Here is a 14,908-nt window from a genome sequence, read left to right as displayed (position 1 = left end):
AACAACTTGCTGTAAAAAGCGATTGTGTTTTCTTTGTGTGTGTTTGTATTTTTTTTGGCTGCGGATTCCCTTATCTATGAAAAAGAGCCATTCCGGTTAGGAATGACTCTTTTGCAATGCTTTAAGAGCAGACAACCACCCTGCGAAATTCAAAGCGTGCCTTACATAATTCCAGGCCGCCCATTGGGCTAAGGTTGCATCGACTTCCGCCTGCGATAAACTCTCGTTCCCCAACAGCCCTACCATCGTCGGGATAAAATATCCGAACGTTGCAGCTCTTTCTATGATGATCAGCCCTACGGCAGCGAGGTACCAGCTTCTTCTAGGTCCGGTTGTTTTCCAGGCGGCAATGGCATTGGCAATGGTAAGCAGCGTCAGCGGACCTGTCGTCACAAAGGCCCAGAATTCAATGCCCGTGTTGGGCCAAAGTATCGGGGAGGTTCCCGCCCAATTAGAAACGACCACTTTGCCTTCGTATAAGCCTGCACCAAAGGCAATCCCTAAATTTATCACAAACAGCCAAAGCAGTATGCCCCTGATCCTTTGCCCACCGCCGGATGACAGCTTATTCATTATGAAACTCCTCCAATTTCTGTGCTTTTCTCACTCTCTAGATCATATAAGACGCATGCCCCTCAATACACATGCTGAGGACTGTTTTTCAACTCCGCCTTAAGAATGAGATAGCTCTCCGACTCTCGTTTTCAGAGCGCACAGCAAAAGGCAGCCAAAGTATTACTTCACTTTGGACTGCCTTTTGTGAAAAACCTATATCACTTCCAGCTCATTAATCCCGGGAAACACAGGATGAGGAGCATGCGGTTCCACTTGATACCAGAATGCGGTAGAGCTGATGTCATCCTGCAGCGGCAAGTATCTTCCATGGCTTCTCCAGCCAAGTGCTTGTATGGTAACTTTCAAATCCTGCTCAAATCGAATCGGATCGAGAATGTGCCAACGATACATCCCGAACCTCTGCTGACTCCGGTACAACCCATCCGGCTTAATTACCTGCGGCAGCCCTAAAAAGGCTGTGGAATAAGTTCCGTATTGTCCTTGCGGAAATTCGAAGTTCCAGGCGCCGCCGAAGTAATCTTCGGTTCCGGTTCCGCAGATGGTTGGGTATTCTTGGTCTCCGTCCATGTAAAATTTGATTTCACCTTCTCCCCACCAGCCGGTGTTGTTTACCCCCCATGCCATATAGGTGCCGACATAATGACCGTGGCCCTTTATACCGTCAACAATAGTGTGGACTCCTTTATATGGCAGCGGATTGTTCCTGCGCCATTGAGCATGGAAGTATGCTGCATCTTCCGCTACTTCCGTTAAGGAGTAAGTGAACTGGTAATAAAGATGGGTAGGATCATCGCTCAGATTCTCAATGGTCCATTTTGCCGATTTTCTAAAGGGCATTTCCCAATAGGAGTTAAAGCCTCCCGCTGGATTTACCGCAATAGGGAATGAATTGACATTACAGCGTTCCGCCCACCCGTTACAGAAGAAGTCGCCGAAAGGCACCTCAATCGAAGGGTTTTCCTCCCCGTCCCAGTAAGCTCTAAGTACCAGCTTTCTCCAATGGTTGTTATGGCTCGTCATCCAAATATGCTGGATGATGCCGGGTCCCTCAATTTCAGCCAGCGTAAATGTAGTTTTGCCTTTTAGCTCGATCGAAGGCGAGACTTTCCAGCCAACCCCTAATTCCCTTGCACATTGTGCTCCGGTGCCATCCGTGGCCATGCCGCCCTTTCCTTTTTCACCGGTAAAATTTTCTGCGCTGATCGACCGCGTTTTTGCATTGCTCACTTTCGTAAGATGACTCATAAAAGATCCGTATACCATGAATTTTTCCTCCCAAGTTTAATTTTCTTCATCTCTCTTGAATCGCACTATCATAAGTAAGCCTATGAGAACAAGATTAATGAGCATAGTAAGGATAACCATCACATACTGCGGCGAGCCCGTGTCTACCATAAACAGCAGAACGCAGCTCATTAGCAGAAAGAACAACGACATTTTAAAAACCACTCTTTTCAAGAGTTCAAACTCCATACAGGCACATCCTTTACATGATGGCATGCGACACTCACGCCGGCATAATCATCCAGAGCAGGCAGATGCGTTTCGCACCGGACATTCGCATACGGGCAGCGAGGGTGAAATCCGCAGCCATGAGGCGGATCCTCGACATTCGGCATCTCGAAACTTCGTAACGGAAGCACCTTCAATCGCTTGGCCACAACCGGATCGGGAACGGGCACAGCAGTCAGCAGCGCCTGCAGATACGGATGCTTCGGTTCGGATAATAATTCTTTCACTTTACCGAACTCTACGATTCTGCCCAAATAAACGACCGCCATTTTACCGCTCTGGGCGATATATTTGGCCGTTGCTAAATCATGGGTAATGTAGACAAAAGCTATGCCCATGTTGCGATTCAGTTCTGCCATTAGATTTAAGATGGACAGCCGCATGGAGACATCTACCATTGATACCGGCTCATCCGCAACAATGATTTTGGGCTCCAGTGAAATGGCCCGGGCCAATAACACTCTTTGCCGCTGGCCTCCGCTTAATTGATGCGGATATTTGTCCAAATACAGATCAGCCGGTGCCAGACCAACCGTTTCCAGAAGCTCGCGCACTTTTGCTTTGGCGGCCTTGGAGCCTTTTACCTTGTTATGGTGAAGGATCGGCGCCGATAAGGAATGATATATCGTTCGTGCCGGATTAAGCGCTGCATAAGAATCTTGTTGGACCAATTGAACACTGGAGCGGTAGCGCTTCAACTCCGATGCATTCATCCCGGATATGTCTTTGCCTTCAAAGTACATTCTGCCTTTAGACGGCCTGTGCAGTCCGGTAATCACTTTCCCCAGCGTGGTTTTGCCGCAGCCGCTTTCCCCGACCAAAGCCACGATCTCACCCGGCTTGATCTCCAGGTTTACATCGGAAAGGGCTTGAACTTCCTTTCTTTCACCAAGCAGCGATTTCTTGCCGTCGAAGCACATACTAATATGCTCTAACTTTAGCAGCGATGTCATAGGCCCCTCCCTCCGTTCCATGTCCGGCACTGTGTAGATGGCAGGCGACCAGCGTTTGGTTATCCAAAGATAGTAATGGCGGCTGCTCCCTCCCGCACATCTCCATAGCATGCTTGCATCTTGGATGGAATTTGCACCCTGCGGGCGTATTCAGCATGTTGGGAGGCGACCCTGCGATCGGCTCAGCAGCCTCGGTAAGCAAGGACGGTGCCGCTTTAATCAATCCCGAAGTATAAGGATGCTTCGGCGCTGCAAACATATCGCAGGTTTCCCCCACCTCAACCAGATTCCCCGCATACATGACCCCTACCTGGTCCGCTGCCTTGGCGACAATCGCGATATCATGGGATAGCAGAAGCATAGTGATACCCAGATCTTTGTGAATCTGCATCAAAATATTGAAAATATACTCCTGCGTGATGACGTCAAGTGCGGTCGTCGGTTCATCCAGAATGATAAGCTTCGGATCCAGCAGCAGGCTGAACGCGATCATCACTCTTTGTTTCATGCCGCCGCTTAACTCATGCGGATAAGCATTCAGCACTCTATTAGGATCCAATCTGACGTAATCCAGCAGATGCTTCACCTTATCAAGTATCTTTTCTTTCCTTTCCTTCTTATGCGCTACATACGTTTCAATGAATTGTTCTCCGATTCTCACAACCGGATTGAGCGCATTCTGGGCCGCTTGAAACACCATCGCCGTCTGGCTCCAGCGGTATTCCCGCAGCTCTCTTTTCTTTAATTTCAACAGTTCAGTTCCATCAAATTTGATGCTTCCCCCGGCAATGACACCCGGTGATGAAACCATTCGCAATAAAGCTGAAGCCAACGTTGACTTACCGCTTCCGCTTTCCCCCACCAGTGCCGTAATCTTCCCTCGGGGGATATCCAGAGATACGTTTTGTACCGCCTGCACTACTCCGCGTTTCATTGGAAATTGAATAGATAAATCCCTGATCTCCACTAAGTTAGCAGCTTGCATTCATCTCGCTCCTATCTGCTCAGCCTTGGGTTTAACGCTTCATCCAACCCATTTGCAAAAAAGATGCATCCGAGCTGAAACGAAGCCAGCGCTACAATCGGAGACAGAACGTAAATGTAACCGTTCGGATTAAAGATACCTCCCGTTTGCTGCACCGCAAGCACAAGCATCTGCCCCCAATTCATCGGCGAGTATGGCGCCAGGCCCATCATCATAATACCGATACTTCCAACAATAGCGCCTCTCATGATGAGAATGAAGTTAATGGCCAAGTAAGAAGTAACGTTAGGCAGCAGCTCCTTAAAAATAATGTGCAGATTGCTCATCCCCATCACCCTGCAGATGACGATAAAATCACGCTCTTTCAGGGTGATGATCTGTGAACGCACCGCTCTCGTCAGTCCGGGCCAACCCCAAATGCTTAGAACCGCAGCAAAGGAGATCGGATCCCGAATGGAGAATATCGATGCCATCATCAGCAGGATTGGAAAAGCGGGAATCGTTAGAAATAAATTCGTTACCATCATAATGGCCGTATCCGGTTTACCGCCGACCAGGCCGGAAAACATCCCTAACGCCGCCCCAATCATCAAAGTAAAGAGTGCCGTCAATGCCCCGATGGTCAACACTTCTTTGGAGCCGTAAACAACCTGAACCCAGGTATCCCTGCCGGCAAAGTCCGTCCCGAGCCAATGCGAGGCTGACGGCATTTGATACCGGTTTTCGTAATCAACAGTTGTGTCAAGTGTAAAAACCATAGGACCCACTGAAGCCATTAGCTTAAAGAAGACGAGAATGATCAAGCCGGCAGTGGATCTGCGGTTTTGAAAGATAACGGAGAAGAAATGGTTTACACCCTGCATAAGATCAGCCTCCTGTCTTGATTCTCGGGTCCAGCTTGGAATAGATCAGGTCGGCGATCAGGTTGGCGAAAACCATCGTTACCGCAATAAACAACAAGATGCCCTGCATGACAGTATAATCCCGCTGGCCGACGGCATTCCCCATGTAATACCCCATGCCTGGATATTGGAACAAATTCTCTACCAGGATGGCGCCTCCCAGCATCCCGCCTAATGCCATGGCCATTTGAGTGACCAACGGGATGATCGCATTTTTCCTCACATACTTTTTCATAATGACTGAATCCGGCAGGCCCCTTGCACGCGCAGCTTCCACATAATCCTCTCCTATTACGCTGACGGCGCTCCCTTTCATCGATAACGCCCAGTCGCCGATCATCGCAATAACGAAAGTTAAAATCGGAAGTGCCGCATAATAGAATACACTGACGATAAAATCAAGGTTGAAGCCAACATCTAAGAAAGGATCGTACGCACCGTTGATCGGGAACCAGCCCAGCCCGTAGGAAAACACAATCAGCAGAAGGATGGCAAAGATAAAATCCGGAACCGCGTTGGTCAAAATCGAATAGACCGAAACGATAGGTTCCAGCAGCGACTTGCGCCTCCAAGCCATCTGTACTCCCAAAAAAATGCCGATCGTAAAACTAATAAACAAGGCAATACTTGAGACGAATAAGGTCCATGGCAGCGCGCTTGCGATAATTTCGTTGACCGAGACGCTTTGGCTGACCATAGAATAGCCCAGATTCCCTTTCAGCAGACCGGAAACATAAGTGATAAATTGCTCGTATATCGGCTCTTTGGGATTGTAATTGATCATTAGAGCTACCTGCTCATAAGCCTTTTCCAATGTAACATTGTACTGGGCGGCATAGCCTCGCGCCCAAGCATCGATCGCGCTTCCAGGAGTCAACCGCAGGAGCACAAACGTCAGTATCATGGCTAAAAAGACGGTTAGCAGCGATGCCGCAAGCTGCCTTAACACAAAGCTTTTGTTCATGCTTTCCCTCCTCTTTCAAAGCGGGTCAGGGATTTGCTGACTTCACAAACCCCCGGCCTTTCATCCGCGCCGAATCTTATCTCGGAGACAGCCTGCCTTGATTGAATGCCATATGATTACCAAAGCCCGGTATCAAATCTGCGGTTTCTTGACGGTCTTCGGGCGTGGTGCCGAGCATCATGTTCCGGTCGCTCGCTTCGATCTGATCTTCCATCGGCCAGCCTTTTACCGTTTTCTTATTTGCCCAGAAACCGGTCACATTTTGGAAGAAATCGACGCCATAAGCGTTTTCATTTGTAATCCAAGCAATTTTGGATGAGATCTCTTGCAGCTCTTTCTCGGTTTTCAGATAGGGCATGTTTTGAAGCTCTTTCTCCATATCAAGCACTTGACCGTCCGGGCCAGGTATTTTCAGATCGAGCGCTCCGTTCTTGTCTTTCTGGAAACCGGCCATTCTGGCGAGAAGTCCCCAATATTGGTTGCGAAGCGGGCTCCACGGAAACATCGTGCCCCATGTCGTGTCGGTGAAATCCATCGCCATCTGATATTCGCCTTGCTCCGCTTTCTTATAGAAGATGGAACCGTCTACTGCCAGAAGCTTTGTCGGGATACCGAATTTTGTTAACTGTTCCGCAGCCACTTGTCCCGGATTAACGCCAATGACCCATGAGCTGTTCACAGCGATAATGAATTCCGGCAGTTTCCCCTGCGGGTCCCGCCATTTCCCGTCAGTTCCTTTACTCCAGCCGAGTTTGTTAAGAATTTCAGCTGCTTTCTCCGGATTATAGGAATAGTCCGTCAGTTTGCTTTTCACGTCGTCCGTTACCCATTTTTTCGTTTCCGAAGGCGCCATTCCTGTCAAAGCAGTTTTAGGCACTTCTCCGTAAATATTGCCGACATCTCTCAGCTTTTCACGATCCAAGGCGTAAATGAGAGCTTTACGGAACTCCACGTTGTTGAACGGTGCTTTCGTCGTATTAAAGATCATGCCTACGCAGGCCGGATCAAACGTTTTGTAATGTACAAGGTCCTCATTAGCAGCTAGGATCGAATCGAGAATATCCTTTGGAGGCGTGTGTTCCATGTAGTCAATCTTGCCTGATCTTAGCAGTGCAAATCCTGCGGCCGGGTCCGGACCCGGGTCTTTCATGGCAAACTTATCAAAATGAATGTTTTCGAGATTCCAGTAATATGGATTCTTTTCCATGAGCAGGTCCGAATTCGTTACTTTCTTGACCATGAACGGACCGGTTGTAATCGGGAACTTAGGATTGCTCTTCATAAAATCCTGCCAAACCTTGCCCACCTCTTCGGCTATCTGCGTAAGGTCCAGACCGTACGGTGTTTTTTTATTCGGATCGTTGTGAGGCTTCGCTTTGGCCAGCAGGGCTGCGTCTCTATCAACGAACGCTTTGTAAATATGATAAGGAATCGAAGCGACCATATCCTGGCCGATCATCTTGATCTTCACTTCATCGCTTGGCGACTTATCGAACCAGTTGAAAATAACAGTGTAGTCATCGGGATACTCAATACTTTTAACATAATGAGTTACCTCGACACCGTGATTTAAAGTGTAAAATGCCCAGACATCCTTGCTGGTAAACGGTTTTCCGTCATTCCACTTGGCGTTTTGCCTAAGCTTGATGACCGTTTGGTTCCCTTTATGTTCATAAGATTCGGCCAAGATGTTGTACACTTTATCTGTGGAACGTACATTTTGGAACAATCCTTCGTAAATGTAATGAAATGGGATGCCGACTCCGCCTGCAGCGTAAAGATTCCCTTGATATAGAGGCGGCTTAGGCCAAGTCCCTGTCATCCGGAACATTTTGTCCTTGTTTACAGCGGGTCTGTCCGATGTAATGCCGTCCTTCGTTTGCGCCGTGTTGGAATTCACGCTGGACTTGGATGCTGAATCCGAACATGCAGCCAGTAAAGTTGAAGAAATACAAAGAATGGAAAGCATGACACCGATCTTTCTTTTGCCCATGAAACCTACACCTCCGATATGTACTTTCAAAATGACAAAGCAAACCGCCCTTCTGTTACCGTTTCACAACGCTATTGTAAGATGAAAGGGGATACAAAGATTTAGCAATTATTATTATTTATTTATCAAAAATTAAGTTATTTATCATGCCCTATTGCTCATAAGCTATAAAAATATACTGAAAATCGTTGATATCACTGTATATTTTCTCGAAATTCACGAATATATATAATTTAAACGTTTACACTAGTTTATCAATTTTGTATTATATAGTAGACAATTACTATACATAACAATGATTTGAGGTGATGGTAATGGCGGCCTTGCCTTTCTCTCCTTATGTCCGCGTCGCAATGGATCATTGGCTGCTGCCGGGCGCTCCGATTTGGGAACGCGTCATTTGGGATTATGAAATATTGTTTCTAAAACAGGGCGAGTTGGAAGTGACCGTTGAGAACTCGGTTTATCACGGATTACCTGGGGATGTGTTTCTTTTCAAACCGGGACAGCGCCATTCTATTAAAGTGACAAGCCCTGCTCCCGCAGACCAGCCGCATGTCCACTTTGATTTGATAGAACAGCCCGACAGTCCTGAAGTGACAGTATCCTTTAAACTTCCGGAAGACATGGACGAGACGGAAAAAGGGTTGTTCCGGGAGGATCTTCTCTCGGGAGCCGACTTGTTTCTGCCGAACTTTATCCGATTACGAGACCCTCTCTCCTTCGAAACGATTCTGTTCCAGATCATTAGGGAATTTCAGATGAAAGTGCCCTTTTACGAAATCAGGCTCAAAGGCCTTGTCCTGGATCTGATCGTTTTTTTATTGCGTGAGTCTCAGTGGCTGAACCGGTTGGAGGAGCCCGATCACTTATCGCTGTTAGTGGAAATTCAACGCTATATGAATCTGCATGCGAACCGGGATCTGACGTTAGACGAGCTGTCACGGCAGTTTCACTTGAATAAACACTATTTGATCGGGCTGTTCAAAGACGCTTTTCTGATTACCCCTATGCAATATCATCAGCAAATGAGGATGGAGCGGGCCAAAAACATGCTGAAGTTCACTAAATTATCGATGCAGGAAATTTCCGACACGCTTGGTTATCCAAGCATCCATTCATTCAGCCGGGCATTTAAAAATAAGGAAGGCCGAAGCCCTTCCACCTACCGGGCTTCCCTTTCCCAGGCCGAATAATTGGTTATGTAAGAGATGAAAGGAGATGGTGCAAGTATGCAGCAGCTGCCCACAGCAATCCGAAATAAAATGCCGGGACCTCCTCTTTTTAGTGCCGAAACAGACCTGACTACGGATGGAAAGTTCGGCAAGATGTGGTTTACGGTGAATGAAAATGAAGTAAGCTTATGGCATCCGGCCGGCAGTTCCATCGCTCACTGGAACATATCCGGTATAAAAGAAGTGAGGGCTGTCAGCGGTATTGGCGGAGGAGCACTGATCGCTGATACTGCAGAAGATCCCATTGTGCTTCTCCGGTACACAGCTTCGCTTTCGGCCGTATTCAGCTTTGCAGCTAAACTAATCACCGCTATAGCCAAAGGTGAAACCCGGCCGATCGCCACCAAGAAGGAATTCCCCCTCTATTGCAGCAACTGCGGCAGCCCTCTTCAAGAAGGAACACAGACTTGCCCCATGTGCAGAAATAACGGTAAGGTCATTTTTCGAATGCTGTCCTATGCGAAACCATATAAGAAACAGATGTGTTTGGCCGGCCTGCTGCTCATACTTACTGCCATTCTAGAACTCATCCCCCCTTATTTAACAAAAGTAATTATTGACGACATCCTGCAGCCCAAAGATATGGGATCCGCATTGCTCTGGGTTGTGCTCGGGTTTGCGCTGACGATGGTGATGCTGACCGTTATGCAGACTGTGCGCGGGTTAATCGGCGTATGGGTAGGATCCAAATTAATGGGAGATTTGCGCAGGGAAATATACGAATCCTTAATGAAATTGTCGCTCGCTTACTTTGACAGGCGGCAGACTTCCCAGTTCATCGGACGAGTGAACAACGACTCCGAGGCTATGAGACAATTCATGACGGACGGTGTAGTATGGGTAACCGGCGAATCACTCCGAATGATTGCGATCTTCATCATCATGTTCAGCTTAGATTGGCGGCTTACCCTTCTGGCACTTCTCCCGATCCCCATCATTGTCATCGTCTCCATGACAATCTGGCCCAAGATCGGCCGGCTCTGGTATCAGCAATGGAGGTCGATTTTCCGCTTAAATGTGCTTGTCGGCGATTCGCTTAACGGAATCCGCGTCGTAAAAGCGTTCGGGAAAGAACCCGCCGAAATGGAACGGTACAATACGGTGAACAAAGAAGTAGTCCGCAATAACATCCGAATTGAAGGGATTTGGCAGGGCGTATTTCCTTTCTTTGCATTCGTTGCTGGTATCGGAACCTTACTCATATGGTATTTCGGGGGACGGTCCGTCCTCCAAAACCATATCCAATTGGGGGTACTGATGGCTTTACTTACTTATTTGGGGATGCTGCTCGGTCCCTTGCAGTGGATAAGTCAGATGATCAATTGGGCAAGCCATGCCCTATCCGCAGCGGACCGCGTATTTGAAATTATGGACACGCAGGCGGATGTGCCGGACAGCCGTCATCCCGTGCAGATTGAAAAAGTACGCGGTGAAGTTTCCTTTCAACAGGTTACATACGGCTATGAGAAACACCATCCTGTTCTGAAAGATATAAATCTTCATGTAAAACCCGGGGAAATGATTGGATTGGTAGGACATTCAGGTGCGGGAAAATCAACCTTCATCAATTTGTTGTGCAGGTTCTATGACCCGGATGAGGGCGGTATCGCCATCGACGGCAACGATCTGCGAAATATCAGTCAGACCGACCTGCGCAGCCAGCTTGGGGTCGTTCTGCAAGAGACCTTTCTGTTTGACGGTACGATAGCGGAGAACATCGCATATTCCAAGCCGGATGCTTCACCGGAAGAAATTATGAGAGCCGCCAAGATTGCCAACTGCCATGATTTTATTACCCGGCTGCCTGACGGCTATGACACGAGAGTAGGTGAACGGGGACACCGGTTATCCGGCGGAGAAAAGCAGCGTGTGGCCATTGCCAGGGCGATCATCCACGACCCGAGAATTTTGATCCTGGATGAAGCCACTGCCTCGGTGGATACGGAGACGGAGAGGCAGATTCAGGAAGCGATTTCCCGTCTTGTGAAAGGACGGACGACCTTTGCAATCGCACACAGATTATCGACTTTAAGCAATGCCGATCGGCTGGTTGTGCTTGATCAAGGGAAAATTACTGAAATCGGCACGCACAACGAACTCCTCTCACTTAAAGGTATCTATTTTAAACTGGTGGAAGCACAGACGGAATTATCCAAGATCAAGGGGGTCGAAGGGTGATGGGTGACCCGTATGACATTCATATGCTGGACCCGGAGCGGGTTTCATTTACACGCGGTGCAGGCGGTGTCCTTCAAGGTATCTTGGAAGGAACTTATTACAACGAATTGGTCGTATACAGAACTTTCCCTTTTCAATATACAAAGCAATTCATTTCCATCCGCAATCCTAAGGGAGAAGAAATCGGCATCGTTCAGAATGTGGACTATCTTGAAGAAACAAGCCGGAAAGAAGTAGAGCAGGAACTGCAGTTCCGCTATCTTCTTCCCCGGGTGACCCGGGTAAACAGCGTCAAGCAAAAAAACGATCTATGGCAATGGGACCTTCAGACCCATATTGGACCAACCCGCATTACGATGCGTAATCTGCATGAGTTTATGCAGTATCCCGGAGACCGTCGGATTATACTTACCGATCTGAACGGCAAACGCTGCGAAATACAGGATTGGCAGACTCTGGACAGCCACAGCCGCAACCAGCTGCGCGATGTGCTGTAGAAAAAATGAAAAAAGCCTTATCATCCTGCACAGGATGATAAGGCTTTAGTTATAACTGAGCTTGAACCTGCTGTGCTTCTGCCGTGTATTCAGGGGCCTTGTGTCTCATAATCGGTACTAAGACAAACGCCCCCATAAGAAACAGCACACCCGCACCCGCGTATATCGCGACTAGAGGAAACGCATCCTTCAATACTCCGGCGAATGACATCGACACGACCATCATTCCGATAAACATCGGGTTTAGCACCCCGTTCACCCGGCCGACAATGGAGGATTGCGACCATTTCAAGATCATCGTACTGATTCCGATGTGAATGCATGGGAATACCAAACCATTGATAAATTGAGTTACCAATGTCAACGGGACGCTTTGGGAATATCCTACAATGACAGTACATACGGCACCGACCAGCATCCCGATCGCAAGCAATAGCTGAGGTGGAACCCGTTTGGCAAACACGGCTACGATCCCCCCGCCGACCAACATCGCCACACCGTTAACCATAAGAATGTACTGCAGGAACTCTTCACTCTTCCCGAGCCGCTCCGTAACGATGAACAGGTTCAGCGCTTGGGCAACCCCAACGGCAAGACCCGCAAGAATGAACACAAGCCCCAAAACTCGCAGTACTTGGCTTTGCCATACATAACGAAAGCCTTCCACGAATTCCTGCCGGAACTGCCCTTTCACGGCAGCAGGACGATCCTCCTGCACATCTTCAGGCAGCCGGATCAGGACCAAAGCGGATAGCAAAAATGCAACCCCCATCACGGCAATCGAAATTTCTAAACCGAACCGGCTGTAAACAAATGTCCCTAGCATCGGTCCTAATACCATAAACGTAGCTACCAATGATTGGAATAAAGCCATTCCTTGCTGAAGCTGTTCTTCCGGAACATGATATTTAAACAACCGCATGCCGGAAGGCTGGGAAAATTGCGAAAGTATTGCGGAAATGAAAGCCACTAAATAGACCGACTGCCATGATCCGAAATGTATCGTCAGCAGCACGACAAAAACCGAGACAGCCGATAATAAATCGCACCACACCATAGTGCGTTTCGGACGCCACCTGTCGGCAAAGGTGCCTCCAATGAAGGAAAACACAAAAATAGGCGCGAATTCCGCAACGCTGATCAGAGAGATCGCGTAGGGATCGTTGCTCGTCTTTTCCGCAACGAATAATAAAATAGCGAAGTTGCGCACCCAAATCCCAATTTGCAGCAGCATGTTTGAAAGCAGAATGGTTTGAAGGAACTTATTTTGAAGCAAATTTGAAGCTTTAGTACTTGGTTGTACCGTTTCCATAGTGATCCCCACCTTACAATTTAGACGTATTTTCTATTGTACTATTTTCACCGGAATACACCAGGGATAAAACCGTTTTAACTATATTTTCTAAATTATGCAGGCTGGCGGTCTTCCAGGGAGCGGCGGATCAACTCGATGAACGATCTCAATTAAAACTTATGTCGGTACATCGCTTTATTTTCCAAGCCGCGGATGGGGGTTGTCCACTCCTCATGAGCAGCAGCACTTTCAAGTGCATCCTCCACCATTTGCATCTTCGCATCCAGAGAATCGATATGATGCAAGGCAACAGCTTCCGCGGTCTGCGGCTGCACAGGACTGCCCCATTCGCCGAGATTATGATGGGAGAGCACAATATGCTGAAGGAGCAGCACTTTCTCGGATTGCAGGTCGATTCCGAGGGTAATCGCTGCTTCCGTTATCCAGTTCGAGGCCATGGAGATATGGCCGAGCAGCTTCCCCTGCATGCTATAATCCGTTACAATGCCGAGCTGTGCCACCATTTCTTCCGGTTTCGCGATATCATGAAGAATAATCCCCGCCCGGATCAAATCCGCATTTAGAAACGGGCGCTGACGGCATAGGAAATCGCCGATTTCCAACATGCGGACCATATGGTAGGCTAACCCGGCGAAATAGGCGTGATGATGCATTTTGGCTGCAGGATAGTGAGACAGTTTATCCTCTACTTTTCTGACGCAGAAAGCTACGATCGTGCGAACATCGCTGTCTGAAATTTGCTGGATGACGCTGCGGATCGTGTTCAATAAATCCTCAGGACTCACCGGAGCGGATCGGATGAATTCCGTCAGGCTGACTCCATCCGCTTCATTTGTTTTGCGGATACGCATAATCTTGACCTGAGGCCGTTCACGGTAGCTCTGTACCACGCCCTGAACCTTTACGAGTTCCATGGGATGGATACTTTCCTTATCCGCCGGGCTCGCATCCCACAATTTCGCAGGGACTTGTCCGCTCGCATCGCATAACACCAGATCCAAGTATTCTTTCGGCGGCGTAGCATTGGTCTGCTTTATTTCCACTTCTTTCACCAGATAATACCCGATGAATTCTTCATTGGTACTCATACTGCGGATTAAGGTCAAATCAATTCCTCCTGTTAATCTGCCAGGTTGGGTATTTATTTCTTAACTAGATCCTTGTGCCGGAACCGCAGAGCGGACCATAATTCGTTAACGGCTACATTGCTCACCGCCCTGTAATCCGTCATTTCGCCGACAAGGGTGAACAAGCTGTCCCGGTTAATATCAGGCTTTACTTTACCTTGCTTCTTCGGGTAACAAATCCAAAACACGGCATCGTCACCAAGATGCGAAACTAACCGGGGCACCTGCTCCTTCACCTGCTGGGCGTTCTGCATGAAGCCTACTACGAAATCATAAGCTCCCTCCAGTTCCTGAACCGCCGGCAAGCCCAACTGGATTCCTTCAGGAACATTCATAATCGCAGCACGTCCGCCTTTGTATTTCATCTTCTTTAGCAGTTCGTTATCCATAGAGATACCCCTTTATTTAAATTTACGCCAATCCGTTTTACTATTCGACAACAAGTATTCAAAGTCATTTTCCAAGCGCTTCTGTTCTGCTTTCTTCGCAGCTTCTTCTTTCAGGCGCTTCTCTTCTTTGGCCCTGGATTCTTCCTCTTTCCAAGCGTCGGAATGCTGTTTCAGCCGGTCCAGCACATCCTTGCCCAACAAATCCTTCAGAGTGGCTGGCTTGTCTGCATCGGCCGGTTTGGCGCTTTGCTCTCGTTGATGTTTCTTTTTGCCCATAATAGA

General features: G+C 48.1%; 14 protein-coding genes. 3 read left to right on the top strand and 11 right to left on the bottom strand.

The window, feature by feature from the left end; translation table 11 throughout:
• Positions 1-96: 96 nt before the first annotated feature.
• The 7 genes from ACFSUF_RS07525 to ACFSUF_RS07495 form a co-directional block, all read right to left on the bottom strand.
• The gene (locus ACFSUF_RS07525; protein ID WP_377601649.1) at positions 97-573 is read right to left on the bottom strand and encodes a hypothetical protein; all 477 of its coding nucleotides are present in this window, start codon (positions 571-573) and stop codon (positions 97-99) included.
• Positions 574-768: 195 nt separating this feature from the next.
• A complete protein-coding gene (locus ACFSUF_RS07520) occupies positions 769-1,839 on the bottom strand; it encodes a glycoside hydrolase family 172 protein (protein ID WP_377601647.1) in 1,071 nt (356 codons plus the stop codon).
• A 191-nt stretch (positions 1,840-2,030) separates the two neighbouring features.
• Positions 2,031-3,041 carry an ABC transporter ATP-binding protein gene (locus tag ACFSUF_RS07515; protein WP_377601645.1) on the bottom strand — a complete coding sequence of 337 codons (1,011 nt, stop codon included), beginning with the start codon at positions 3,039-3,041 and terminating at the stop codon, positions 2,031-2,033.
• Positions 3,010-4,026: an ABC transporter ATP-binding protein gene (locus tag ACFSUF_RS07510; protein ID WP_377601643.1), complete on the bottom strand. Its 1,017-nt coding sequence runs from the start codon at positions 4,024-4,026 to the stop codon at positions 3,010-3,012. Before ACFSUF_RS07510 ends, ACFSUF_RS07515 begins: the two co-directional genes overlap by 32 nt.
• 11 nt (positions 4,027-4,037) lie before the next feature.
• Positions 4,038-4,889: an ABC transporter permease gene (locus tag ACFSUF_RS07505; RefSeq protein WP_377601641.1), complete on the bottom strand. Its 852-nt coding sequence runs from the start codon at positions 4,887-4,889 to the stop codon at positions 4,038-4,040.
• Positions 4,890-4,893: 4 nt separating this feature from the next.
• On the bottom strand, positions 4,894-5,892 hold the full coding sequence (locus ACFSUF_RS07500) for an ABC transporter permease (RefSeq protein ID WP_377601639.1): 999 nt from the start codon (positions 5,890-5,892) through the stop codon (positions 4,894-4,896).
• A 76-nt stretch (positions 5,893-5,968) separates the two neighbouring features.
• Positions 5,969-7,885 (bottom strand): ABC transporter substrate-binding protein, encoded by a 1,917-nt coding sequence (locus ACFSUF_RS07495; protein ID WP_377601637.1) that lies wholly within the window; start codon positions 7,883-7,885, stop codon positions 5,969-5,971.
• Between the two features lie 314 nt (positions 7,886-8,199).
• On the opposite strand from ACFSUF_RS07495, the gene ACFSUF_RS07490 reads away from it, so the two are divergent.
• Genes ACFSUF_RS07490 through ACFSUF_RS07480 form a run of 3 tightly spaced genes read left to right on the top strand, consistent with a single transcriptional unit; the run spans position 8,200 to position 11,795 of the window.
• Positions 8,200-9,081 (top strand): helix-turn-helix transcriptional regulator, encoded by an 882-nt coding sequence (locus ACFSUF_RS07490; RefSeq protein WP_377601635.1) that lies wholly within the window; start codon positions 8,200-8,202, stop codon positions 9,079-9,081.
• 36 nt (positions 9,082-9,117) lie between these two features.
• Positions 9,118-11,298 (top strand): ABC transporter transmembrane domain-containing protein, encoded by a 2,181-nt coding sequence (locus ACFSUF_RS07485; RefSeq protein ID WP_377601633.1) that lies wholly within the window; start codon positions 9,118-9,120, stop codon positions 11,296-11,298.
• Complete coding sequence (locus ACFSUF_RS07480; protein ID WP_377601631.1) at positions 11,298-11,795, top strand: DUF1854 domain-containing protein; 498 nt, start codon at positions 11,298-11,300, stop codon at positions 11,793-11,795. The genes ACFSUF_RS07485 and ACFSUF_RS07480 overlap by 1 nt, the downstream gene beginning before the upstream one ends.
• Before the next feature lie 49 nt (positions 11,796-11,844).
• Here the strand turns inward: ACFSUF_RS07480 and ACFSUF_RS07475 are convergent, their stop codons facing one another.
• From ACFSUF_RS07475 to ACFSUF_RS07460, 4 genes are all read right to left on the bottom strand, one after another.
• Entirely contained in the window at positions 11,845-13,107 is a 1,263-nt protein-coding gene (locus ACFSUF_RS07475) for an MFS transporter (protein ID WP_377601630.1), read from the bottom strand.
• Positions 13,108-13,259: 152 nt separating this feature from the next.
• On the bottom strand, positions 13,260-14,216 hold the full coding sequence (locus ACFSUF_RS07470; protein ID WP_377601628.1) for a 3'-5' exoribonuclease YhaM family protein: 957 nt from the start codon (positions 14,214-14,216) through the stop codon (positions 13,260-13,262).
• A gap of 35 nt (positions 14,217-14,251) precedes the next feature.
• Positions 14,252-14,626 carry a hypothetical protein gene (locus ACFSUF_RS07465; protein WP_377601626.1) on the bottom strand — a complete coding sequence of 125 codons (375 nt, stop codon included), beginning with the start codon at positions 14,624-14,626 and terminating at the stop codon, positions 14,252-14,254.
• A 12-nt stretch (positions 14,627-14,638) separates the two neighbouring features.
• Positions 14,639-14,902 carry a YqkE family protein gene (locus tag ACFSUF_RS07460; protein WP_377601624.1) on the bottom strand — a complete coding sequence of 88 codons (264 nt, stop codon included), beginning with the start codon at positions 14,900-14,902 and terminating at the stop codon, positions 14,639-14,641.
• Between the last annotated feature and the right edge of the window lie 6 nt (positions 14,903-14,908).

Source organism: Paenibacillus gansuensis, from assembly GCF_042684925.1.
In the GTDB taxonomy this organism is placed as follows: Bacteria; Bacillota; Bacilli; order Paenibacillales; family DY6; genus Paenibacillus_N; species Paenibacillus_N gansuensis.
The sequence above is the reverse complement of the archived record's forward strand: the minus strand, read 5'-3'. Positions and strand labels throughout refer to the sequence as shown.